The 23,762-nt window shown below is 58.1% G+C and carries 14 protein-coding genes and 1 pseudogene; 6 read left to right on the forward strand and 9 right to left on the reverse strand.

What is annotated here, in order from left to right:
- Positions 1-8: 8 nt before the first annotated feature.
- Together RSF91_RS15605 and RSF91_RS19830 are read right to left on the reverse strand one after the other, a co-directional pair.
- Positions 9-4,145: a YadA-like family protein gene (locus RSF91_RS15605; protein ID WP_332569278.1), complete on the reverse strand. Its 4,137-nt coding sequence runs from the start codon at positions 4,143-4,145 to the stop codon at positions 9-11.
- Between the two features lie 735 nt (positions 4,146-4,880).
- Positions 4,881-5,573, reverse strand: a pseudogene (locus RSF91_RS19830) (ESPR-type extended signal peptide-containing protein); the annotation flags it as partial.
- 722 nt (positions 5,574-6,295) lie between these two features.
- Here RSF91_RS19830 and dsrO point away from each other — a divergent pair.
- From dsrO to RSF91_RS15620, 3 genes are all read left to right on the forward strand, one after another.
- On the forward strand, positions 6,296-7,153 hold the full coding sequence (gene dsrO / locus RSF91_RS15610; RefSeq protein WP_332569279.1) for a sulfate reduction electron transfer complex DsrMKJOP subunit DsrO: 858 nt from the start codon (positions 6,296-6,298) through the stop codon (positions 7,151-7,153).
- Positions 7,154-7,164: 11 nt separating this feature from the next.
- On the forward strand, positions 7,165-8,199 hold the full coding sequence (gene nrfD, locus RSF91_RS15615) for an NrfD/PsrC family molybdoenzyme membrane anchor subunit (RefSeq protein WP_332569280.1): 1,035 nt from the start codon (positions 7,165-7,167) through the stop codon (positions 8,197-8,199).
- Positions 8,200-8,440: 241 nt separating this feature from the next.
- Complete coding sequence (locus tag RSF91_RS15620; RefSeq protein ID WP_332569281.1) at positions 8,441-11,632, forward strand: tetrathionate reductase subunit A; 3,192 nt, start codon at positions 8,441-8,443, stop codon at positions 11,630-11,632.
- Positions 11,633-11,813: 181 nt separating this feature from the next.
- Here the strand turns inward: RSF91_RS15620 and RSF91_RS15625 are convergent, their stop codons facing one another.
- Positions 11,814-12,617, reverse strand: a complete 804-nt coding sequence (locus RSF91_RS15625; protein ID WP_332569282.1) for an SHOCT domain-containing protein — start codon at positions 12,615-12,617, stop codon at positions 11,814-11,816.
- A gap of 1,455 nt (positions 12,618-14,072) precedes the next feature.
- Positions 14,073-15,788 carry an amidohydrolase gene (locus tag RSF91_RS15630; RefSeq protein ID WP_332569283.1) on the reverse strand — a complete coding sequence of 572 codons (1,716 nt, stop codon included), beginning with the start codon at positions 15,786-15,788 and terminating at the stop codon, positions 14,073-14,075.
- Between the two features lie 324 nt (positions 15,789-16,112).
- Here RSF91_RS15630 and RSF91_RS15635 point away from each other — a divergent pair, with 324 nt between their 5' ends.
- Entirely contained in the window at positions 16,113-16,421 is a 309-nt protein-coding gene (locus tag RSF91_RS15635) for a hypothetical protein (protein ID WP_332569284.1), read from the forward strand.
- 233 nt (positions 16,422-16,654) lie between these two features.
- On the opposite strand, the gene RSF91_RS15640 is transcribed toward RSF91_RS15635, so the two are convergent.
- On the reverse strand, positions 16,655-17,266 hold the full coding sequence (locus RSF91_RS15640) for a hypothetical protein (protein ID WP_332569285.1): 612 nt from the start codon (positions 17,264-17,266) through the stop codon (positions 16,655-16,657).
- 304 nt (positions 17,267-17,570) lie between these two features.
- Here RSF91_RS15640 and RSF91_RS15645 point away from each other — a divergent pair, with 304 nt between their 5' ends.
- Positions 17,571-18,644 carry a linear amide C-N hydrolase gene (locus tag RSF91_RS15645; protein WP_332569286.1) on the forward strand — a complete coding sequence of 358 codons (1,074 nt, stop codon included), beginning with the start codon at positions 17,571-17,573 and terminating at the stop codon, positions 18,642-18,644.
- A gap of 81 nt (positions 18,645-18,725) precedes the next feature.
- On the opposite strand, the gene RSF91_RS15650 is transcribed toward RSF91_RS15645, so the two are convergent.
- The 3 genes from RSF91_RS15650 to RSF91_RS15660 all read right to left on the reverse strand — a co-directional run bounded on the left by RSF91_RS15650 (position 18,726) and on the right by RSF91_RS15660 (position 21,057).
- A complete protein-coding gene (locus RSF91_RS15650; protein WP_332569287.1) occupies positions 18,726-19,007 on the reverse strand; it encodes a YkvA family protein in 282 nt (93 codons plus the stop codon).
- Between the two features lie 182 nt (positions 19,008-19,189).
- Positions 19,190-19,723 (reverse strand): GNAT family N-acetyltransferase, encoded by a 534-nt coding sequence (locus tag RSF91_RS15655; RefSeq protein WP_332569288.1) that lies wholly within the window; start codon positions 19,721-19,723, stop codon positions 19,190-19,192.
- Positions 19,724-19,929: 206 nt separating this feature from the next.
- Positions 19,930-21,057: a suppressor of fused domain protein gene (locus RSF91_RS15660; RefSeq protein WP_332569289.1), complete on the reverse strand. Its 1,128-nt coding sequence runs from the start codon at positions 21,055-21,057 to the stop codon at positions 19,930-19,932.
- Positions 21,058-21,243: 186 nt separating this feature from the next.
- Between RSF91_RS15660 and RSF91_RS15665 the strand changes: the two genes are divergently transcribed.
- Positions 21,244-21,573 carry a carboxymuconolactone decarboxylase family protein gene (locus RSF91_RS15665; protein WP_332569290.1) on the forward strand — a complete coding sequence of 110 codons (330 nt, stop codon included), beginning with the start codon at positions 21,244-21,246 and terminating at the stop codon, positions 21,571-21,573.
- 73 nt (positions 21,574-21,646) lie between these two features.
- On the opposite strand, the gene RSF91_RS15670 is transcribed toward RSF91_RS15665, so the two are convergent.
- A complete protein-coding gene (locus tag RSF91_RS15670) occupies positions 21,647-23,560 on the reverse strand; it encodes a potassium transporter Kup (protein ID WP_332569291.1) in 1,914 nt (637 codons plus the stop codon).
- Between the last annotated feature and the right edge of the window lie 202 nt (positions 23,561-23,762).

Below are 23,762 nucleotides of genomic sequence, written 5' to 3' on the forward strand. Positions count from 1 at the left end.
CCCCTCTCTTACCATTGATAGCCGGCACCAACCGACACGCCGACTTGACCACGCGAGTTGGCAGAGCCTGTGAACTTGGTCACCCAGCGACCGTTATCAGTGATGCTGGACATACCCACAGCCAGCGCAGACTCTCCGCGGAAGCTGGCAGCACCTGCGGCGAGCATGCTCTTGCCTGGCATATAAGCCTGGGGCATGCCAGCCATCGCCATAGCACCCGCTGTACCAGCATTGGCCTCGCGGCGGTTCGCGTCGATCTGATGCTGCAGGTTGCCGAACTGATTGTTGATCTGCGCGCCCATCTGGCTGAGCTGATTCAAGTTCACGGCATCAGTGCCCTGGGTGCCCGGCGCCACATTAGTCACCTGACGCTCCGCCCCCTCAGAGCCCACAGAAATCACGTTGCTGCGTCCCCCGTCGTTGGAGTCACTACCAAGTGACACCGAACTATCTCCAGTTGTCACACTCCTATCGCCCAGCGCGATCGAGCGACGGCCATCAGCCTTGGCTTTGTAACCGAATGCAATGGCGCTGTAACCGGAGGCTTCAGACTCATTGCCAATTGCTTTAGCAAACTCACCAGACGCAATCGCATTGCTACCCGCTGCCAGCGTATCCAGGCCCGTCGCCCTAGGGGCTGCACGTGTGGCTACATTGCCAGTAATCCATGGGTTTTCTTGAGCTGTGCCAGTGCCAGTGCCTGTGCCAGTGCCTGTGCCGCCGCCATCGCCTGGCTTACCTTCTGGACCCGCAGGACCAGGGTCACCCTTGGGGCCTTGGGGGCCGGGAGTCAGCTGAATATTGTCTATACGGTCATTCAGCCCCTTGGCGACAGCAAACAACTGGCTACCGTTGACAGCATCGGTACTAGTGGCCGAGAGTGCCCCCGGTGCCACGTTCACGATTTGGCGAGTTGCGCCATTGGCCCCGCCCACACTGACCACGCCAACGACATTACCTGCACCGGCAAAATTCAGTGTTGTTGCGGGAATCAGCGCTGTGTCGGAGGCAATGCTCACCGCCGCCTTGGATTGTGAGCCCGCACCCAACGCAACACTGTTGGCATCAGCCGCGCTGGCCCCCTTGCCAATGGCAACTGCACCTTCACCAGCCGCCTTGGCCTCACCCAGAGCCACCGCATCATCACCCTGAGCCGATGCACCCACACCCGCTGCCAGCGCATTCCTGCCAGTCGCGCCGTCATTGGCATAGTTAGCTGCCGTTACGTCACTGTTGTTCACGCTGTAGAAATGCGTTGCTACGCCGTTCGTCATGGTCTGCAGTTGCGACATATTCACCGCATCAGTCGGTGCCGTACCCGCGGCCACATTGCTGATCTTGTTGCCACCATTGTTCAGGCCGCCAGAGCTCAGAGCCACGGTGCTGCCATTGAAGCTCACACCGCTGTTATCCACCTTCGTACCGCCAGCCGTCAGACTGGTCACATTCAGGTCAGGGTTCAAAGTGACATCCACTTTGGTGCCTGTAGCGTCCGTGGTGTGATTGACCGTGACATTGCTGTCACCGTTGAACGTCACCTTGCCATCGGGGGCCACATTGCTTGCAGTGGCATTGCCGCTGGTCGCCACATTCCAGCCCTTGCCAGCCGTAGCCGCCACCGTCGACAGCTGAGAGACGTTCACCGCATCATCCGCAGCCGTACCAGCGCCCACGCCGGAAATTTTGTTGCCACCGTTGTTCAGGCCGCCAGAGCTCAGAGCCACTGTGCCGCTGTTGAAGCTCACACCGCTGTTATCCACCTTCGTACCGCCGGCCGTCAGGCTGGTCACGCTCAGGTTGGGGTTCAGCGTGACATCAACCGCTGTGTTGCCGCTGCTGTCAGTCACGTGAGTCACCGCCACATTGGCGTCACCGTTGAAGGCCACCTTGGCACCAAGAGCCACATTGCTCGCTGTGGCGTTGCCGCTGGAGGTAATGTTCCAGCCCTGGGAAGCGTTGTTCGACACCGCTTGCAGCTGGGAGACATTGACCGCATCTGTCGGCGCAGCGCCTGCTGCCAGATTCGTCATACGCCGCTCCTGCCCTGCCGTCCCCACAGAAACTTCGCCCGCAGGGGTTGCACCAGCAATCGTGACGCCAGCAGGTGTAAAGGCTATTTGGCTCAAAGTGCTTCCATCCGCCTTGCTGCCTGCGCCAAGCGCTACGCTATTTACAGCAGTCACCTGAGCATTCGTACCCAGAGCCGTGGCAGCAGAGATGTCAGCCTTGGCATTCTGACCCAGAGCAGAGCCTGCCACTGTTCCTGCAGTTGTTGCGCCGCCCAGATAGGTTGCTACCGCACCATCACCGATGGCTGTACCGCCGTTACCAGCCTTGGCTGCAAAGCCATAGGCAGCCGATCCCGTCGCAATCGCATCACGGCCTACTGCCAAACTGTTGGTTCCCAGCGCTTGCGCGTTGGCACCGACGGCTACAGCACCGCTGACGACCTTGCTGGCTCCGCCAATCGCCACCGCATCGCTGGCATCAGCGGTCGTCGCAAACTGGATTCCATCTCCCAGCAAAACACTGTTGGTCACTTTGCTGTTGGCACTTCCCACCACCTGGTTGCTACCCATCGCCAGCACACCGGATGCGTTAGTGACCAGGTTGTTAGCGCCAGCAATGAACGAGTGGTCAATATTCTTGACCGTGTTATCCGCCCCCATGACCGAGCTGTAGGCAATCGTATTGGCCTGAACGTTGAAGCCCTGAACAGAAGAGAGAACGGAGTTCTCCACTTTGCTTCGCATACCCACCAGCAGAGTATTGTTTGCGTTGTCAAGGGTATTGGCTGCACCGATGACGCCGACTTGCCCCAACTCAGTATTTTTATCTTGAACAATTGCGGCCAACTGGGCAGTCGTATCCACGCCACCACCAACAATCATTCCAGACAGATCGATTTTATTTTTATTCGAGTTATTAATGGCGTTTCCATAACCACTGACCAAAACACCATTGCTATTTTGCACTTGGTTTGCAGAACCCTGAACAGTCACAGCAATACTATCGTACGCATTAGTGCTAGAAACATTACCTATCTTGTTGAATGTACCCTGAATACTGGATACTGCACCCTGAGCTACCACCGCACCGCTACCAAAGAAACCGCCAACAGTAACTCGCTCATTGACAAGAAGGTTGTTGTTACTACCCACCACTGTGGCGTAAAGGCTTTGGGAATTGGATGCCGCACCAATCAGTGTAGATCCACGGCGGAAAGCACCCGTCAGATTGGAGCGATTTCCGTTCACCGTGCTATAGCCCAAATGAACAGCCTCAACCCCGGCATAAGAACCACTACCAATGGCAATACTTTTTGCCACTGCTCCTGCTGCAGAGCTACCGATCGCAATCGCACCGTCTGCAGCAGAGGTGTAGGAGCCAATCGAAATCGCGCTTGTCCCTGAGGCGCTAGCACCGGAACCCACCGCCACCGACCCGGAGCCGGCTGCGGTCACGGCTGAAGAGCGTTGACCACCAATGGCCACACCATCCTGGGCAGCGGCGGTTCTATCACCGATAGCAATGCTGTTATTGCCAGTAGCATTGGCTTGAAAGCCAATACCAATCGATTTGGCACCCGAGGCCGAGCTGTCACCGATCGAGGTGCTATTCACCCCCGATGCATTGCTGCTGAAGCCCAGCGCAGTGGCATTCGTTCCGGCGGCAACGGCTTCCGCACCCGCTGCCATGGAGTTAGCGCCAGTCGCTCCCGAGTTGTCAAAGTTGCTGCCCGCAGCCTGATTGCTGGACTTTACGCTGTAATAACGTGTGGTAGCGGCATCCTGAGCGGCCTTCAGCTGTGCCACATTCACAGCATCAGAATTGGCAGTGCCTGCAGCGACTCCTGTGATCTGGCGGAGCTTGTTGGTTGCGGCATCACCGACAGCCATCGCGCCCAAAGTGCTGGTCGTGGCTGCAACTGCATTGGCCTGGCTCGCATCAGCCGTTGCAGGCGCATAACCCGCAACACCAGCGGCGGTCGCAGCGACGGAACCAGAGCCCAAGGCCACCGAGTCTGCAGCTGTTGCCTTTGAGCGTGATCCCAGCGCCACCGAGTTTGCGGTCGATGCAGTGGCCAGAAGACCCACTGCCACGGCATTGCTGCCACCGACACTGGACTGCTGACCCAGGGCCACTGAGTAGCTAATATCATTCCCGACATTAATACTGGAACCAATTATCTGATTTCCCAGGGAATTATTTCCAACGGTATTTGCTCTGCCTATTACCGTCGTATTCTGAGATGATCCAATATTATTATTATATCCAATTACATTATTTCCAAAATATCGACTACTAGAACCTACTATAGCTCCAGTAATAGTATTAAAAGAGCCCAGAACGGTAGATCCATTCTGATAGGTCACATTGTTATTAAAACCAGAGACACTGCTCATGGCTACGCCATCGAGTGTGTTGTTATGACCAACTGTGCTGCTATTTCCACTGATGGCTGCAGCTACTGAGTTTTTCACCTGATTCCCGGCACCAAAAATATAACCACCACTTCCGCTCTCAATCGAGTTAGCGGATCCAATCAGCCCAGATAAAGCCGCAGTATCCAGGGTATTTTTATTACCAATAGCAATACTATTACCAGAGTTCAAGACAGTGTTTTGATTACCAATTGCAACAGAATTATCATAGGAATTGAGTCCATTGCCTGTCACTGTATTTCTATACCCCATGGCGACAGAGTTTTCGGCGTCAATCACCTTTGAAGAAAGGCCCACCGCTGTGGAGTTATTACCTTTGGCACTGACTTCCGCCCCCGCACCGGCAGCCATGGAGCCTGTCGCCTGAGCGCCGTCATTGTTGTAATTGGGGGTTCCAGCGCCAGCGGATTGGACGCTGTAGTAATGAGTAGTTGCAGCAGCCTGAGATGCCTTCAACTGCGACACATTGACCGCATCAGTATCTGTCGCGCCAGCTGCCAGATTGGTAATGCGACGCTCCTTGCCAGCACTTCCCAACGACACTTCAGCCACCGGTGTGGTGCCAGCAACGGCCACCCCGCCTGGGGCGTAAGCCGCTTGACTCAAAGTACTTCCATCAGCTTTGCTGCCTGCGCCCAAAGCCACACTATTGATAGCAATAGCCTGCGCAGAGGTACCTATCGCGGTAGAAGCTTCCGCCTGAGCCTTGGCAGCATTACCTATCGCAATACTGGACTCGCCAGTGGCCTGCGTGAGCAAATTTCCGATGGCCAACGCATTCGCGCCAAGATTCTGTGCGGCCCAATTGTTCACAAACGCGGCGTCGGGTCCGTTATATGCATCAGGCACACCAGAAATGCGGGCCACGCCACCGCCCGCTACAGGTACTTCGCAGGTCCAAGTGCCCTGTCCTGTGCTGCGTAAGCACACACCATAGGTATCGTTCACCGTATCTGCCAAAGCCAATGAAGGCATCAGCGCTGCAGCAGCCAACACAGACGCCAGCACCGAAGAGGAACCCAGCGCACGATTGCTGCTGCTTTTTTTGCCGCGAGCGGCTGTCACTTCAGAGGTCGCGACCCAAGCACCCAAAGACTCATTCCAGACACTGCGATAGCTGCGGTTCATGTTGTATATCCCCTAAGTTTCCCAGGCGTGACTTCAATCTCGACAGCCTGTTGCGCTTGTTTCCAGGAGCTAACTCAAACACGCTGAGTGAATAGAGTTAGCCGCTTGGGGATGATTATTCGATTGACCCTAGCTATGAAAAAGCAGGTAAATGCAATGAAATCTTGTGAGGCAGAACTTACATATTTATCAACATTTGTTAATTCATAGAAATACACCCAACGGAGTTAGGAATATTTTTTCCAGCAAGCTCCCTCTGTAGCCGAGAGGAAAGCACATCTTTAGCAGTCCTATTTTTTAGGTAGCTAAAAATAGGGATGAATCTTTGTTGTTTTAAACATACGTGACAAGTGCGCTGCTACACCCGAAAAATCCTCCTGCGTCTGACATCACGCAAGCGGGCAACAAGCAGTCTTGAATTCACGCGCAATTCGCTGCCGACAGCGTGACGATCAGCCCTGCAATCCACCATTCCCTCTCAAAAACACATCATTCCTTAACTCTTCATTAATCAATTACTTGCATGCTTGAAACCGTTATGGGTTGATTGCACGTACTCCCCTCTGAAGAAGTCTTCTTTCACGGCAGGTTTGATACATATCAAGCGCTCAGCCACTCTTCATTCATATAGTCATTAATGCATAAAAAGTATTTATTTAATACTTATTAATGCATAAGCATCAGAGTGTTCTGGTGCCAGTGCGACGATGAAAGGAAGGGCTATGCCACTTCAACCCCAAGAATCTTCAGGCTGCTCCAGCAACGGCACAGGCTGCGCCTGCAGCAATAGCTCCACCCCCACCAGCCCCAGTGTTACTGCCAGCGCCGTGACAGCCCCTAGCAAGCGTGGTTTTTTGCAGGATTTGATTGCAGTCGCTGCCAGCTTTGGCATTGCCAGCACCGCCCGCGCCGCCTTGCCGGGTGATCCCACATTCCAGCCCACGCGCCGCCCCGGCATGGAAGGCAAGCGCTTTGGCATGCTGGTCGATATGCGCAAATGCATTGGCTGCCAGGCCTGCACGGTGAGCTGCTCGGTCGAAAATCAGCCGCCCATCGGCCAGTTCCGCACCAGCGTGCTGCAGTACGAGGTGGACCAGCCCGGTCACTCCATGCCCGCCATGGTCAGCCTGCCGCGCCTGTGCAACCACTGCGATGAGCCGCCTTGCGTGCCCGTCTGCCCGGTGCAAGCCACGTTTCAGCGCACCGACGGCATTGTTCTCGTCGACAACGAGCGCTGCGTGGGATGCGGCTACTGCGTGCAGGCCTGCCCGTACGACGCCCGCTTCATCAATCACGAGACGCAGACCGCCGATAAGTGCACCTTCTGCGAGCACCGGCTCGAAGCCGGCCTGCTGCCCGCCTGCGTGGAAAGCTGCGTGGGCGGCGCCCGCGTGATTGGTGATTTGAACGACGCGCACAGCGAGATCAACCAGCGCATCCATGCCCACAAGGACGAAATCAAGGTCCTCAAGCCCGGCATGAAGACCAAGCCCCATGTGTTCTACATCGGCCTGCCCGATGAATTCGTCAATGGCGTTGACGGGCAAGCCACTGTCCGTCTCGTGGCAGATCACTTGTAAAGGAGCCACTCATGCAAATCATTGAACTCCTGACCCCCGCCTATGAAGCCGCCTGGCTGCCCTGGGCCGTGCAGTATTTCTTCCTCGTCGGCGTGGCCACGGGCGCGGCGCTGCTCACTTCCGCCTGCGTATTTGGCCCGGCCAATGAATTGCGCCAGCGCCTGCTGCCCACCGCCGTACTGGTGCTGGCGATGAGCGCCATTGCCGCGCCCGTGGCCCTGCTGGCCGACTTGCACCAGCCCGCACGCTTCTGGCATTTTTACGCCCACCTCACGCCTTGGTCGTGGATGAGTCTGGGCGCGATTTTGATGCCCACTTTTGTCGGGCTGTGCGTGCTGATGTGCGCGCTATGGTGGCTGGGCAAGCAACACCTGATGCGCTGGCTGGTGCCGCTGCTGGTGCTGTCCACGCTCAGCATCGTGCTGTATTCGGGTGCCGAGGTCATGGTGGTTCGCTCTCGCCCGCTGTGGAACACGCTGTGGGTGCCTATCAACCTGGCGCTCAGCGGCTGGCTGGCCACCGTGGGTATGGCTTTTGTGCTGTACCGCTTTTTGCCCAAAGCAATGCAGCCAGATACCGCTGCCCTGCAAGGCCTGCGCAATCTCGGCCTGTGGCTGGCCACGGCGCTGGTGATCTCTGCGCTGACCTGGGCGCTGTACGGCATGGCAGGTCACAGCCCATCGTTTGACATGGCTGTGCGCCTGTTCAATGAGTTCCCCGTCTGGCGCATTTCGATGCTGGGCTCGACCCTGTTTGGTGCCGCCGTGCTGATGGCGCTGCTGCGTGGCCAGCGCCGCCTGTCTGCTAAGGGCTACACGCTGGTGCTGGGCGCGGGCCTGGCCGCATCGGCCTGGGCCTTTCGCTGGGCGCTGTTCATGGGCGTGCAAGGCGTGCCCAAGTTTGGCGCGGGCTTGTACCTGTACAGCATGCCGCTGGGCGGCGATGGCCTGCTGGGCATGGTCGGCGTCGCCGGCCTGTGCGTGGCACTGGTGGCCATGGCGACTTGGGCGCTGGAGCTATTTCCCCAACGCCAGGCCACAGCCTAAGAGCTACTCACACAACCCTTGATACGTCGTTGCTTCGCCTTGTCGTACTTCTGTACTGCCTGCGGCTTCGCGCCTCGTCTCAAACGCAAACCTTCGGTTTGCTGGGTAGTGTTAGCCGCTCTAAGAGCCTCTCTAAAGCATTAATTCAAGCCAAATTGGCCTGTACCGCATAACAGAAGCGCGGTAGCAGCTATCAAATTAAAAGCATCGCTACCGCGCACCAGCCCAGAAGGGGCACACCATGACTGACAAGAAACTCACCCCCGAACAATCTCAAGATGACGCTGTATCCGACGCCAATGTCGCCCGCCGCCGCCTGCTGCTACGCGGTGGCGCCGTGGCCGGTGGCCTGGCCGCGTTTGCGGCGGGCTATGGCGAAACCGTGGTCAAAGGCGCCAAGGGCTTGATCACCGGCACATCGGGCAAAGCCACGGCCAGCGCCACGCGCGGTAACTCGCTCACGCCTGAATTTCGCATCGACCCGGTCACCGGCGCGCTGACCACCCAGCCCGGCCAGGTGGTCAGCCCATCAAGCTGCCTTGGCTGCTGGACCCAGTGCGGCGTGCGCCTGCGCGTCGATACCGAGCAGAACCAAATCATCCGCATCGCCGGCAACCCCTACCACCCGCTGGCCACCACCAACCCCGCCCCCATGGAAACGCCGGTGCGCGAGGTCTACGCCATGCTGGGCGGCGACAACGGCCTAGAAGGCCGCGCCACCAGCTGCGCGCGCGGATCGGCCATGCTGGAACACCAGAAGGCCCCGCACCGCGTGCTCAAGCCACTCAAGCGCGTGGGCCCGCGTGGCTCCGGCCAGTGGAAGACCATCACGCTCGAGGAGCTGGTCAAGGAAATTTGCGCAGGCGGCGACCTGTTTGGCGAAGGCCATGTGGACGGCCTGGCCGCCATCCGCGATGTGAACACGCTGATCGATGAAGCCAACCCCGAATACGGCCCCAAGGCCAACCAGCTGCTGGTGACCGAAGCCGCCAACGAAGGCCGCACGCCCCTGGTCAACCGCTTTGCCAAGCAGGCGTTCGGCACCATCAACGTCAGCAACCACGGCTCTTACTGCGGCCAGACCTACCGCGTGGGCACGGGCGCAGCGCTAGGCGATATGGCGGGCATGCCCCACGGCAAACCGGACTGGAAGAACTCGCGCTTTGGCCTGTTCATCGGCACCTCGCCAGCGCAGTCCGGCAACCCCTTCCAGCGCGTGGGCCGCGAGCTGGCCGAGGCCCGCTCGCGTGGCGAGAACACCTACAAATACGTCGTGGTATCGCCCATGCTGCCCACCTCGTCCAGTTTTGCGGCAGGCGACAACAACCGCTGGCTGCCAGTCAAGCCCGGCAGCGACCTGGCGCTGGCCATGGGCCTGATCCGCTGGATCATCGACAACGAACGCTATGACCAGCAGTTCCTGACCCAGCCCGGCCCCGCCGCAATGGCTGCCGTGGGTGAAGCCAGTTGGAGCAACGCCACCCATTTACTCATCAACGAGCCCAAGCACCCGCGCTTTGGCCAGTTCTTGCGCGGTGCCGATATCGGCCTGCCCATGCCTGAGCCGGTGGATGAGAAAACACCCGCTGAAGACGTGTATGTGGTGCAACTGGCCGATGGCAGCCTGGCCGCCCACACCGTGGCCCAGCCTGCCGAGCTGATGGTGGAGCGCGAATTCACGCCCATCAAGGCCGCAGACGCCACCGAAGACCCCGCGCCCATTGACGTTTGCACAGCCTTCGTCAAGCTGCGTGCCGAAGCGCACAAAAAAACCATCGATGAATACGCCGCCCTGTGCGATGTACCCGCCATTGAGATTGAAGAGCTGGCGCGTGAGTTCACCAGCCACGGCAAGCAGGCCGTGGCCAACTCGCACGGCGGCACCATGAATGGCTCGGGCTTTTACACCGCCTACGCCATTGCCATGCTCAACAACCTCATCGGCAACCTCAATGTGCGCGGTGGCTGGGTGATGGACGCAGGGCCCTTCGGCCCCTTTGGCCCCGGCCCGCGCTACAACTTTGCGCAGTTTGAAGGCGCAGTCAAACCCAAGGGCGTGGCCCTGTCGCGCACCAAGTTCCCGTACGAAAAAACCAGCGAATTCAAGCGCAAGAAAGAAGCCGGCCAGAACCCCTACCCCGCCAAAGCGCCCTGGTACCCCGCACCCGGAGGGCTTTCCAGCGAAATGCTGGCCGCCGGCATGCTGGGCTACCCCTATCCGGTCAAGGCGTGGATCAACCACATCAGCAACCCCATCTATGCCATGTGCGGGTTCGAGAACGCACTGGCCGATTCGGTCAAGGATGTGAAAAAGCTGCCGCTGTTTGTCTCGGTCGACCCTTTCATCAACGAGACCTCGGCCCTGGCCGACTACATCGTGCCCGACACCATCACCTACGAAAGCTGGGGCATTGGCGCACCCTGGGCCGACGTGGTGGCCAAAAGCAGCACCGTGCGCTGGCCCACCGCTCAGGCCGCCACAGCCAAGACCGCCGACGGCCAGCCCATCAGCTTTGAAACCTTTGTGTTTGCCGTGGCCAAACAACTGCAGCTGCCCGGCTTTGGCAAAAACGCCATGTCCACCAAGGATGGCGAGCCGCTCGATCTGGAAAACGCCGAAGACTTCTACCTGCGCGGCATGTGCAACATCGCTTACCAGGCCGGCAAGCCCGTGCCAGAGGCCAGCGACGACGATATTGCAATCACCGGCCTTACCCCGTGGATGCCATCTGTCGCCGCCCGCGTCAAACCCGAGGAGGTACGCCGCGTCGCCATGGTCATGAGCCGTGGCGGGCGCTTTGACAAGCAAGAAGACGCTTGGAAGGGCGACCAGCTCAAGCTGCAAGCCAAGTTCCCCGCCACCTTCTGGCACGAAGGACTCTCCAAAATGCGCCACTCCATGACCGGCGAACGCTACAGCGGCTGCCCCACCTGGTACCCCACCCGCCTGGCCAGCGGCGCGGACATGCGCGCCGTGTTCAGCGACCTGGACTGGCCGCTGACCATGACCAGCTACAAATCCAACCTGATGAGCAGCATGTCCATCGCCGCCTCACGCCTGCGCCAGGTGCACCCGCACAACCCCGTCAGCATCAACAAGGCCGACGCCGCCAGGCTGGGCATCGCCAATGGCGACAAGATTGAACTGAGCACCCCCGGCGGCAAGCTACAAGGCGTAGCCCTTGTTCGCGCCGGTATTGCGCCGGGTGCTATCGCTATTGAACATGGCTACGGCCATAAGCAGCTGGGCACCGTGGCGCATAAGGTGGATGGCAAGCCTACGCATGCCAACCCGCAACATGGCAATGGCGTGAATCTGAATGCTTTGGGCTTTGCGGACCCTACGCGGCCTGAGAAGGACAATGTTTGGATTGATTGGGTTTCGGGGGCGGTTGTGCGGCAGGGTTTGCCGGTGAGGGTGAGGAAGGTTTGATGACTGGTTGATGGCTTTACCTGCGGAAGCAGGTAAAGGAAATGAAAAAGCCCATCGCTCCCGCGATGGGCTTTCCTGGAAATGGCAGTAAACGCCACCAAGCGGAAGTGCAGGCGTTCAATAACTTCATACGAAGGACTGCTCCCGCCAAGGCGTTAATCCACTAATGGGCAGTTAGCGACTACAGCTCGTCCAAAAGGGCCGTTCTCTTCTTGTTGTATTCATCCTTATTAAGTAAGCCCTGATTGAATAGCGACTTGAGGCGGCTCAAACGTTCCTCTATAGAGTTCGCCCCATTTTGAGACTTCGTAATTGGTATCGATGCTTGGCTCTGAGCTGTCGGCTGAATCATTCGTATTTCAAGGAGCGCTGCCTGCATCTTGACCAAAGCATCGGCCATTGCACGCCGACCTGCGATACCGTGATCTCCTAGGCGCTCACCCGTTTCTGCGGCACCTACCCCTACAACACGCGGTGTGCTGATGATCGTTCCATCCTGCGAGCGAACCTGACTGGTCAAATCTACGGAAAAATTTGTCGGTGGCCAAGTAAAGAACCCAGTGCTCCCCGAGGTTGTGACGATAGTGGGTACGACTAGATAATTAATTCCCTTGCTAGCTAGGTCAGCGGTTGTCGGTGCTGCATCGAGCTTAATAGCGCTACCGAACACATTAGCCAAAATCTTTTGAAATCCTGACTCTATCGCCTGATAAGGGTAATAGCGCACGTTATCACCACCACCGCCAGGCGTTGTTACCTCGAGTTTTGTCAAATCAGAGGCAATGTAGTACGCAGCCTTTGCTGGTATTTTCGGCTGCATCATTGCGCCAGTGCTCACATCTAAACCAGCGGCTTTTGGCGTAACGTCAATAGGGTGAGCGCAACCAGTCAAAAGCGCAGTGCAAAAAATAAGGTTCCAAGCTATGGGTAATTTCATGAAATGATGAAGTAAATGGATGAAAGCCAGTAGGGGGGATACATTCATTCTATTACTTACAAATTATTTCACCCAGTCAGAAATAGACATCGAGCGACTGCTTTCAGAGCTGAGCCTTACTGACCGCTTATGGCCGCCAGCAGAAAGCCGCAGAGATTCGGGTGCGGCCGACGAGCGTTACAACGAAATTGGCTTCTAGTGCCTATCCAGCTTGCGGTAGCAGCTATCAAAAAATACAACGAAGCTATCTGGTACCCGCATCCGGTATCGCCCCTTTTGCCCACGCCTGCGACGGCAAGTTCTTGGGGCTGGCAGTTGCACCGCAGAGTGCAACTGCATCGTCATCCAATTTGCGGCAACGTGTTTGAACGGAGCGCCAAAGGCGCGCAGTGAGTTTTGCCGCACAGCCCCAAGAGATTGACGGCGCAGGTTGCCCCGTCGCGAAGCGAAGGGGTCGTGGGTAGCAGGGGCTGTGTTCTTTGCTTACTTTCTTGCACAAGCAAGAAAGTGAGTCGGCAAGGCGGGCCGAGACCCGCCCTCTGCCAGAAAAACAGGCATGTCGCTCCAACAAAGACTAAAAGAAAATCAGCCTCAAGCGTAATCACATCAAGCGCAAGCAGCTATCAAAACAGAATCGTTTTGTCGCCAGCGACAGAGGCCGGGTCTCGCCCCGGCAGGCGAGTTACCTTTCTTGCTCGCACAAGAAACGTAACCCAAAGAATGCGACCCGACTGTCTGCGTCCCTGCGCTTCGCTACGGGCAAACCTGCGTCACGCCATTCAGTCTGCGGTGCGGCAAAACTCGCTGCGTGCTTGCAGCACTTCGCTCAAACACGTTGCCGCAAGTCAGTTCACCAAGCATTGACACTCTTCGGTGCCAATGCCCGCAGCCTGAATCGCGTGCCGCAGGCGCTGACACACGGGTGAATGCGGGGGCGGACGGCCTACGAGAGTTGTGATGAAAATGGATTTTAGCGCTTACTCCACAAGCGGTAGCTGCTATCAAAAAATACAAAGAAGCTATCCGGTACCCGCACCCGGTATCGCCCTTTTTGCCCACGCCTGTGACGACAAGTTCTTGGGGCTGGCAGTTGCACCGCAGAGTGCAACTGCATCGTCATCCAATTTGCGGCAACGTGTTTGAACGGAGCGCCAGCGGCGCGCAGTGAGTTTTGCCGCACAGCCACAAGAGCTTGACGGCGCAGGTTTGCCCGCAGGCGAAGCCGGAGGGACGGGGCAACAGGGGCCAGCTCTTTGCCTACTTTCTGGCAGCAGAAAGTAGGTCGGCAAGGCGGGCCGAGACCCGCCCTCTGTCCAGTAATAAAGCATGTTGCTTGCATCGCTCGCACAGCCCAAGCTCTGCAGTTATTGCTCTCGGATTTCCAGCCAAATCCGCCTCAACCCCAACCTAATCAAGCGCAGCCAGCTATCAAAAAAGTCTCCGCACAAATACCATAAGTGGCATTCATGCAGAGACCCCGGCTACCGGCCTAGACCAACCGCCTCAGCGGCCCGACTTGTAAACGGTCTCCCCTTCCACAATGGTTTCCAGCACCTGAATGTCCTTGATCTTCATGGGATCGACAGACGCAGGGTTAGCGGAAAGCACAACCAGATCGGCAAATTTGCCGGCTTCAATGGAGCCTCGCTCTTTTTCCTCGAAGTTCTGGTGGGCGGCATTGATGGTGATGCCACGCAATGCATCCATGACGGATACACGCTGATCCGCACCAATGACTGCGCCACTGGTGGAGACGCGATTAACAGCGGTCCATAGCATGAGCATGGGGTCCATGGGCACCACGGGCGTGTCGGCATGCAGGGTGTATGGAATGCCGCGATTGAGTGCAGATTTCACCGGGCTGATGCGCGTACCACGATCGGGACCCAGGAAGATATCGCGATGGCGGTCGCCCCAGTAATAGGTGTGCAGCTCAAAGAAAGATGGAATCACGCCCAGCGCTTTCATCTCGTCGAGCTGGTCTTCGCGTGCCATCTGGGCATGGATGATGACATTGCGTGCATCGCTACGCGGATAGGCTTCCTGCGCCTTGCGGTAGGCATAGAGCACGTCCGATATGGCCTGGTCTCCGTTGGCGTGGATAAACATCTGAACCCCGGCTTTTTGCGCATCAGTGACACGCGCTACCAAAGCCTCGCGACTCGATCGCGGATAGCCCGCATAGTCGGCGTCGCCGTCATGGGGCGTGTGATAAGGGTGGCTGAGATAGCCGGTATAGCCTTGAATGGATCCGTCATGAAAATCCTTGATCCCGCCGACCTTGACCTTGCCGCTGGTGAGCGCAATCGCTTTCGATCCAGCCAAGGCACCCAGCCCCATAGGCCAAGCCACAACACGGATAGGCAGACGACCGCTCTGCGCGGCCTTTTCCATAGCCTCAACGCCTGCGGGACCCGTAGCGCCATCATTGGCGGTGGTCACCCCTTTGGACGCGTACATTTTCGCCGCAGCAGCCAAGCCTTCTTGCTGCTGTGCAGCAGTCAGCGCCGGCTTGAACTTGCTGACCAGTTGCGCAGCAGTTTCAGCCAGATAGCCTGTGGGCTCGCCTTTGCCGTCCTTGCCGATGACCCCGCCCTCTGGGTTGGCAGTGGCCGCCGTGATGCCGGCCAACTTCAATGCCGCCGTGTTGGCAACGGACATATGACCCGAAATATGGGTCACAAAAACCGGCTGTGTACTGGATACCTTGTCGAGGTCTTCACGGGTCGGGTGGCGCTTGTCCGCTAAAAGCGTGTCGTCATAACCAAACCCGGTCAGCCAGGCTTCAGTACCCAGCTCGGCCTGCTTCTTTTTCAATAGATTGATTATTTCATCGATTGAATTGATAGCCCCAATCGGGGGACTATTCAGATCCGCTTCAAATTTAAGATTAATTCCCGTCATTAAGAAATGACTATGTGCATCGTAAAAACCAGGAATCATGGTTTTTCCGGAAAGATCTATGACTTGAGTGTCTTTACCAATATATTTACTTAACTCTGTGTCACTTCCAGCTGCCACAACCTTGCGGTCCTTTACCGCAACAGCCTGAACCACCTGAGCATCTTTATTGGCAGTCAATACATTTCCATTTTTGTAGACAACCTGAGCATAGCCACTGGGGGGAACATCATCACCGTTGCAGGCAGCAAGCGCAGTTATTGCTGTGACTGCGAAAGCGCCGTATATCAGCATATTTTTAGATAACACTTTCTTCATCCCTACTTCCTACTTGAATAAATCTTTGAATGCCATTTTTTTCATTCATTCAAGCTCCCCCATAGAGACAAGGACAAGTTTTTATAAGTCCAACAGCCCTATATATAAACAAAAATGAATGAGTTTCGTGGCTCACACCAATATTAAATTAATTAATTGACAGCGTGAAATCATTAAATGCATAAGCAAAAATGAATTTTGATTTAAAGAATTTAAGCAGGTACTTCTACAATGCGCGCGATGTAAGCAGTGCTCACCTTTTTTACAGTTAGCGACTACCTTTCAAGGCTAGGCTTACAGCTTCCTGAATTTCTCAAAATCCACATGCAAAAACTGCTTGCTACGCTGACTCTGCCCTTGATCCTGATTACCGCCCCGCTCTCCAGCTGGGCCGGCAATGACTACCACGGCCACCATGAGGGCAAGCAGGAGTTCTGGGAAGGCCCCTGCAAGGTCGAGCGTGAGTGGAAGAACGATGGCGAGTACAAGGAGCAGCGCGAATGCAAGGGTTTGCGTCCGCATGACCGCCACAACGATCACCAGGAGAAATTCCGCGAGGGCCGCTGCAAGGTGGAGCGCGAGTGGAAGAAGGACGGCGAATACAAAGAAAAGCGCGAGTGCAAGGGGCGCTGAGCGTCGCCAGCCCGGCTTGAAGATTCAGCCCTGATTCGCCCGACAGCGCCCGTCCATCAAGCGCTGGCGGTTTTGTTTTGATAGCAACGTGCGATGCGGGTCGGTCGAAAAAGAGCGGCTAACACTACCCAGCAAACCGGAGGTTTGCGTTTGAGACGAGGCGCGAAGCCGCAGGCAGTACAAAAGTACGACAAGGCGATGCAACGACGTATCAAGGGTTGTGTTGGCAGCTCTTAAGCCTGCACCGCCACAAAGCTGGGGCTGCGCTGCAGGCGCTGCATCACGGCCTGGGCATTGGGCAGTTGTTGCAGGGGGATGAAGAAGATGGCGTCGGGCCTGGAGTTCGCAGCGGGTGTGATCTGCAGCATGCCCTGGCGCTCGAAGATGATGCCGATGCGGCTGGCGTCGTCATAGGCGGCGGCCAGATGCAGATCGCCCTGCTGCAGCTGCAGCCCACTTTCATCGAATGTGGCCGCGCAAGCCAGTTGCGACTGGCCTTTGAAGATGTGCTGCTGCACCATCTGGATCACGGACTGGCGCGAGACCGTGCGGCGGGCTCCCATTTCGTACATGCGCTGCTTGATATTCCAGTGACTGGCGTAAAAAAGTACGCCCAGCAGCAGCATGAGCCCAAAACAGATTTGCGTGCCTAGGCCTTTCTGGACGGTGGCGGCGACCAGCGCCAGCACGGGCACGGCCGCGATGGAGGCGAGCCGAATCTTGCGCCACACGCCTGTTTTGCTTTTCAGCACGGCGTCAGAGGCGTCTCGCTGCGCCAGCATGGTGCGCTGCACATCGTCGCGCTGCAGCGTAAAACGGGTCTGGCTGATCACATTCACGGGCATGGGGTTTCCGGCAAAAGTCTGGAATTTTAGGGCCGCGATGCAGAGCGCTTCCTCACTTAAAAAGCAAGAGAGACACTCGTTTCAGGCTGCGATGGCGGGTGTTTCAGCGGCATGGCGCATGCACTGCCGCCCTGACATGGGCCAGTACTGCACGGGCAGGCGTGATGGGTTGGCGTCATGGGGCCAACTTCCCCCGAAGGTAGTATCTGCATGTAAGGTGCGATTCGTCGTATGAAAGTTCGCCACGCCTGGCCTGCACCAGGCCTGCCTACCCATCACCGTTGTTCTCAAAAAGGAAGATTGGATGAAAGCTCACATACCGCGTATCCGCCCCCAACTGGCCGCCCTGCTGCTGGCCGCCTCTGGCATTGCCGCCACCACCAGCGCCTGGGCCTGCACCCGGCTGGTCTTTCACGGTGCAGAGGGCCAGGTCATGACGGCCCGCTCCATGGACTGGAAGAGCGATATCGTCAGCAATCTCTGGGTTCTGCCGCGCGGCATGGAGCGCAGCGGGCAGACGGGCCCCAACACGCTGCGCTGGAAGTCCAAGTACGGCAGCGTCATCACTTCGGGCTATGACATCTCGACCACGGACGGTGTCAACGAAGCCGGCCTGAACGCCAATTTACTGTGGCTGGTGGAATCGCAATACCCAAAATTTGACGACAAGAGCAAGCCGGGGCTGACGATTGCGGCCTGGGCGCAATATGTGCTGGACAGCTTTGCCAGCGTCAAGGAGGCCGTGGCCGCGCTGGAGAAGGAGCCCTTCACCATCGTCTCAGACAATGTGCCCGGAGAGAGCCGCCTGACCACGCTGCATCTATCCATGTCGGATTCCAGCGGCGACAGCGCCATCGTCGAGTACATAGCCGGCAAGCAGGTCATTCACCATGGCCGCGAGTATCAGGTGATGACCAATTCGCCCACCTTCGATCAGCAGCTGGCGCTCAACAGTTACTGGCAGCAGATCGGCGGCACGACCATGCTGCCCGGCACCAACCGCGCAGCGGACCGCTTTGCGCGGGCCTCCTTCTATGTGAATGCCATTCCCAAGGAGCAGAACCCCAACAAGGCGCTGGCCAGCGTGTTCAGCGTGATCCGCAATGTCTCGGTGCCCTACGGCATCAGCACGCCGGGCCAGCCCAATATCTCGTCAACCCGCTGGCGTACCGTGTTCGACCACCAGCGCCAGCTGTATTTCTTCGAGTCAGCCCTGACGCCCAATACCTTCTGGGTGGACCTCAAGGCGCTGGACTTCAGCCCGCAAACCGGCAAGGTCATGAAGCTGGATCTGGGCAAGGACCAGAGCCACACCTATTCGGGCAATGCCACGGCGCAGTTCAAGCCCTCGGCGCCATTTCAGTTTCTGGGCATCTGAGATCTGAACGATCTTTAATAAAAATAGCGGCCAGCGCCTGATAAATAAGCGCTAGCCGCTATGGTTTTCAATGAATAACCGCTAAACAGCCTTGGCCCCCACTCGCTCGCGCAGCGAGGCCAGCAGCTCGGCCGGCAAAAATTTGAAGGCCAGTTGCAGCAGCAAGAAGCCGATCATGCCGTCGTCCAGCCAGCCCAGAATGGGAATGGTGTCGGGTACAAAGTCGATGGGGCTGATGACGTAGAGCGCCGCCAGCACGGTGACGAGCTTGGCCGCCTTGGGCGCACGCGGATCGCGCAGCACGGCCCAGGCGAGCCGTAGCTCTTTGCGAAAGGTTGTCAGCAGGCGACCCAGTTTCCACATGGCAGTCACTCCATCAAAAGTGAAAAAACACCAAGCTTTAACGTGCGACCAGTACGGAGGATGACAAGAGCCGCTAATTATTTTGCGGTCGCAGAATGTATCTGCGCTTTGAAGCAAAACAAGGCTGTAGCGCTTGATAGACATGCGGTGACAGCTCTTTATTTAGTAGCAAAACAGTGGTTTTAGCCGTCGATGGGGTTCAGCGGGGTCTGCAGCGTGAGCTGGTAGAAGGCGAGATCCAGCCAGCGGCCAAACTTGAAGCCGACCTGAGGCATATTGCCCACATGCTGAAAGCTCAGTCGCTGGTGCAGTGCAATGCTTCCTGCGTTGGCCGCGTCAATCGCACCGACCAGCACATGCACATCGCCCCTGCGCTTTGCCTCGGCGATCAATAGCTCCATCAGTTGCAGGCCCAGCCCCTTGCCACGATGCGCGGGGTGAACATAGACGGAATGCTCAACCGTGTACTTATACGCAGGGTAGGCGCGAAAGCTGCCCCAGCTGCAAAAGCCCAGCAACTCGCCAGCGGCGTCTTCAATACCGATGACGGGAAAGCCACCAGCACTCTTGGCATCAAACCAGCTGACCATGTTTTGCGCGGTGCGCGGCTGGTAGTCGTAGAGCGCGGTGGAGTTGACGATGGCGTCGTTAAAAATTTCCAGAATGGCGGCGGCGTGGCGCTGGTGCGTGCATTGCACTATTTGCAGGTCGTTCATTGTTTCTCCGGCAGCGTGGCCCTGTCCTAATGCTCATGGGAGGCGGGCTTGCTGGGTGCCTATTATCCGCAGCAACGCGGGGGCAGATGGGCAGTTGCGTGGATTAAGCCCCGTGAACTGCGCAGAGCGGGCTGCCTTCACAATTCAAGCCAAACAAGCCTCTGTCGCTTATCCATCAAGCGCAAGCAGCTATCAAGTTTGATAATTTATTGCTCTACGTAAGCCCCAGTGACCTTGCCGTGGTCGTCGGTGATCATGCTGGTTTTGACCTGCCAGACCAGGCCAGCCAGCCCGGGCACGGTGTATTCGCCGTCGCGGCCTTTGACGGCTTGCTTCCACGCCTGCATTTGCGCGGGGGTCAGGCTGAGCTTGAGTTCATGGTCGCTATGCCAGTCGAGCAGACCGCCTTCGCTGTCGCCTGCAGGCACCAGCTCCAGCGTGGAGCCGTCGCCCGCCAGTATCAAGGGACGGCCATGCGGCAGGCGCGCGGGCAGCATGGCTTTGAGGTCGCGCACGCCCAGACTGCCGAGCTTGATAACGGTCTGCGGGCTGCGCAGCAGGCGCTTGCGCTGGGTAAAGCCCAGCACATCGTTGTAGAGCACGCCGGTTTTGGAGCCATCACGGGCAGCGCCCGCATCAATGGCAGCCTGCACATCGGGCAGCTCGTGCAGGCTGGGGCGGGCCAGGTCGACAATCCACAGCGGCATATAGGGCAGCATGGCCTGCAACGCGCCCTGCACATTCCAGCGGCGCACTTCGCGCAGCTCGTCGCTGGTCAGTGCCACCAGTTGCAAAAACATCAGGTCGCCGTAGGGCGTGTGGATCGGAGCCAGTTCGGGATCTGTCACAAAGCCCATTTCGGTCAGCAGCGTGTCGGCACCGGTCTTGATGGGGCCGTTGGCCGTCATCCAGTGGCCGGGCGCGAAGACGTTGCCGGTGCGAAAGACATAGCGCGCCATGTTTTGCAGAAAGTTCAGGGGCCAGGCCGGGGGCTCTTGCTCGTCCACATCACGCGCCAGCCTGAAGGTCATCTCAAAGCCGTAGCCGCTAGGCTTTTCCGGCGCGATGTCGTAGCTGTCGTCCAGATCGCCATACAGGTCGCTGAAGCCGTAGGTGACGTAATGCCAGTGCGGCCCGCCCTGCTCGCTGCGGTAGACACTGATGCCGTCCAGCGGGTCAGCCCCGCCCAGGCGAAACTTGATGGCCGTACCGTAATGCGCCGGCTGCTGGTCGCCATAAACCGTCTGCAATGCGGCGTCGATTGCACCCCAGCCCTGGCAGCCCTCTTCCTCAGGATTCTGAGGGGCAGAGTCGTGGGTGTTGCGGGAATTCATGGCTTTTTCTCCTTTGCACCGAGTATCCATGCTGGGGAAAGCCGCTTGAGCGGGATTACAAACGGAAATGTGAGCGAGCGTTTCGCGCCTGCATCGTTTTCAAGTCGGCTCAACCCTCACCGGATTGCGCTTGAACGCCCTGTGGCTAAGGCACACAATCAACGCTTTCTTCACAAGGAGCAACACATGCTGGACTGGAACGAATATCGCAAGGAATTGGCTGGCCGACTGGGTGAGTTTTCTGAACTGAGCCCCGGCACCATGGAGGGCTACAAGGCGCTGGCCTCCGCTGGCAAAAAGACCGGCCACTTGGACGCCAAGACCCGTGAGCTGATCGCCATTGCCGTGGGCGTGACCACGCGCTGCGACGGCTGCATTGCCGTACACACCAAGGCCGCCAAGGCTGCCGGTGCCAGCAAGGAAGAAATTGCCGAAGCGCTGGGCGTGGCCGTGGCGCTGAATGCCGGTGCGGCCATGGTGTACTCGGCCCGTGCACTGGATGCGCTGGGCGAGTAAACCTTAAAAATAATAGCAGCCAGCGCTCAATCTGCTTGGGCCTTGGCTGCTATAGACCGATTCGTCTATCGGTTTAAAGCACGACCTGCGTACCCAGCTCCACCACCTGGTTCGCAGGCAGCTTGAAATACGTGGTGGCGCTTGCGGACTGCCGCGTCATCCAGCCAAACAGGGCGCAGCGCCAGCTGGGTAGACCACCCGGCCCGCTCACCACCTGCACACGGGCCACAAAGAAGCTGGTGGTCATGGGGTTGAGGTTGGGCGTTTCGCCTTCCGCATCCGGTTTGATCAGCTTCAGAGCGCTGGGAATATCGGGCTGCTCGCGAAAGCCAAAATGCATGTCCAGCGTCCACACGCCACTGCACAGGCGCTTGAGCTGCAGGCGCTGCGCGGTGTGCACATACGGCGTGTTCTCGTTGACCACGTGCAAAAACACCGTCTGCTCATGCATGACCTTGAAGTGTTTGAGATTGTGGAACAGCGCGTTAGGCACCAGCTTGGGGTCTGAAGTCAGATACACCGCCGTGCCAGACACCACGGGCACGCCTTTCATGGGCGTGCTCAGAAAATCAGCCATGGGTATATCAAGTCGCCGCCGGTGCTCGGCAACCCGGTGCGTGCCGTCGCGCCAGGTGGTCAGCGCGATGAAGATGAGCGCGCCCAGCGTCAGCGGCAGCCAGCCGCCCTGCTCCAGCTTGGTCAGGTTGGAGGCAAAAAATCCAATCTCCAGCAGCGCAAAGCAGGCCAGCGCAGCCAGCGTCACCCGCCTGAAGGGGCGCCTTCCTAGATATACCACAAAGCCCACCAGCATGGTGGTGATGAGCATGGTGCCCGATACCGCAATGCCATAGGCCGCCGCCAGCGCGCCCGAGGATTTGAAGGCCAGCACCAGCGCAATCACCGCCAGCAGCATTAGCCAGTTCACGCTGGGAATGTAGATCTGGCCCTGCTCCTGGTCCGAGGTGTGCAGCACACGCACGCGCGGCAGATAGCCGAGGCGGCTGGCCTGCAGCGTCATGGAATACGCACCCGAAATGGTGGCCTGCGAGGCAATCACCGTCGCCGCCGTCGCCAGGACAACAAAGACCAGCAGCCACGAAGGCGAGGCCAGCAAAAAGAAGGGATTGCTGGCCGCCGCCGCATCACGCAGTATCAGCGCGCCCTGACCAAAGTAATTCAGAATCAGGCTGGGGAACACCAGCCCGTACCAGCCCAGCCGCACGGCGCGGCTGCCGAAGTGGCCCATATCGGCATACAGCGCCTCGGCCCCGGTCATGGCCAGAAACACGGCGGAGAGCAGGAAGAAAGCCTTGTCCGTGTGCTGCACCGCAAAGCGCAGCGCATGCGCCGGATTGACGGCCTGCAGCACCATAGGCGTTTGCAAAATACTGGCCACACCCACCCAGGCAATGCAGAGAAACCAGACGACGGTGACCGGCCCAAACAGCTTGCCCACCACGCTGGTGCCCTTCATCTGAATGGAAAACAGGCCGATCAAAATACCGATGGTGATGGGCACGATGAAGTGCTCAAACTCTGGCGTGGCAATGCTCATGCCCTCGACAGCCGACAGCACCGAAATGGCCGGGGTGATGATGGCATCGCCATAGAAAAGCGCCGCAGCAAACACGCCCGCCCCCACGACAAAGCGCGAGCGCCGGGACTCATCCCCCATCACCCGATGCGCCAGCGCGGTCAGGGCCAGCACGCCGCCTTCGCCATCGTTGTCATGGCTGAGCACCAGCCAGACATATTTGATAGCCACGATGATGATCAAGGCCCAGAGCAGCGCCGAAAGCGCGGCCAGCACATTCTCTGGCGAGACCCCCAGCCCGTGGCCGCCTACAAACGCCTCTTTGAAGGCGTAAAGCGGGCTGGTGCCGATATCGCCAAAAACCACCCCCAGAGCCGCCAGTGTCAAAGCCGACTGGCTGCTGCCCTGCCCCTTGGTTCCATCCCCCTGAAGCCCATGATTGTTCTGTGACATAGCGGTGCTTTGCAGTGATAGAGGCCGCGTTCCGGCGCGCGGCTTCGGGTCAGTATGGCATGGCTGGAGAAATTGAAAAGCCTCTGTACTCCATGGCTCAGCGCCCTTGCTCTTGACGCAATCTTGATAGCAGACAGCGCAAAGCATACAAGGCCTTGAGACCCGAACCCCTAGATTCAAGGCTTCGCAACCACCGGCTTGA

This window comes from Comamonas sp. (assembly GCF_036643215.1).
In the GTDB taxonomy this organism is placed as follows: Bacteria; Pseudomonadota; Gammaproteobacteria; order Burkholderiales; family Burkholderiaceae_C; genus Comamonas.

Excerpts from the sequence above, each read along its gene's own strand:
- RSF91_RS15655 (WP_332569288.1), bottom strand. The coding sequence starts at position 19,723 with ATGAACGACCTGCAAATAGTGCAATGCACGCACCAGCGCCACGCCGCC.
- RSF91_RS15670 (WP_332569291.1), bottom strand. The coding sequence starts at position 23,560 with ATGTCACAGAACAATCATGGGCTTCAGGGGGATGGAACCAAGGGGCAG.
- RSF91_RS15650 (WP_332569287.1), bottom strand. The coding sequence starts at position 19,007 with ATGTGGAAACTGGGTCGCCTGCTGACAACCTTTCGCAAAGAGCTACGG.
- RSF91_RS15625 (WP_332569282.1), bottom strand. The coding sequence starts at position 12,617 with ATGAATGTATCCCCCCTACTGGCTTTCATCCATTTACTTCATCATTTC.
- RSF91_RS15635 (WP_332569284.1), top strand. The coding sequence starts at position 16,113 with ATGCAAAAACTGCTTGCTACGCTGACTCTGCCCTTGATCCTGATTACC.
- RSF91_RS15645 (WP_332569286.1), top strand. The coding sequence starts at position 17,571 with ATGAAAGCTCACATACCGCGTATCCGCCCCCAACTGGCCGCCCTGCTG.
- RSF91_RS15660 (WP_332569289.1), bottom strand. The coding sequence starts at position 21,057 with ATGAATTCCCGCAACACCCACGACTCTGCCCCTCAGAATCCTGAGGAA.
- RSF91_RS15620 (WP_332569281.1), top strand. The coding sequence starts at position 8,441 with ATGACTGACAAGAAACTCACCCCCGAACAATCTCAAGATGACGCTGTA.
- RSF91_RS15640 (WP_332569285.1), bottom strand. The coding sequence starts at position 17,266 with ATGCCCGTGAATGTGATCAGCCAGACCCGTTTTACGCTGCAGCGCGAC.
- dsrO (WP_332569279.1), top strand. The coding sequence starts at position 6,296 with ATGCCACTTCAACCCCAAGAATCTTCAGGCTGCTCCAGCAACGGCACA.
- RSF91_RS15630 (WP_332569283.1), bottom strand. The coding sequence starts at position 15,788 with ATGAAGAAAGTGTTATCTAAAAATATGCTGATATACGGCGCTTTCGCA.
- RSF91_RS15665 (WP_332569290.1), top strand. The coding sequence starts at position 21,244 with ATGCTGGACTGGAACGAATATCGCAAGGAATTGGCTGGCCGACTGGGT.
- nrfD (WP_332569280.1), top strand. The coding sequence starts at position 7,165 with ATGCAAATCATTGAACTCCTGACCCCCGCCTATGAAGCCGCCTGGCTG.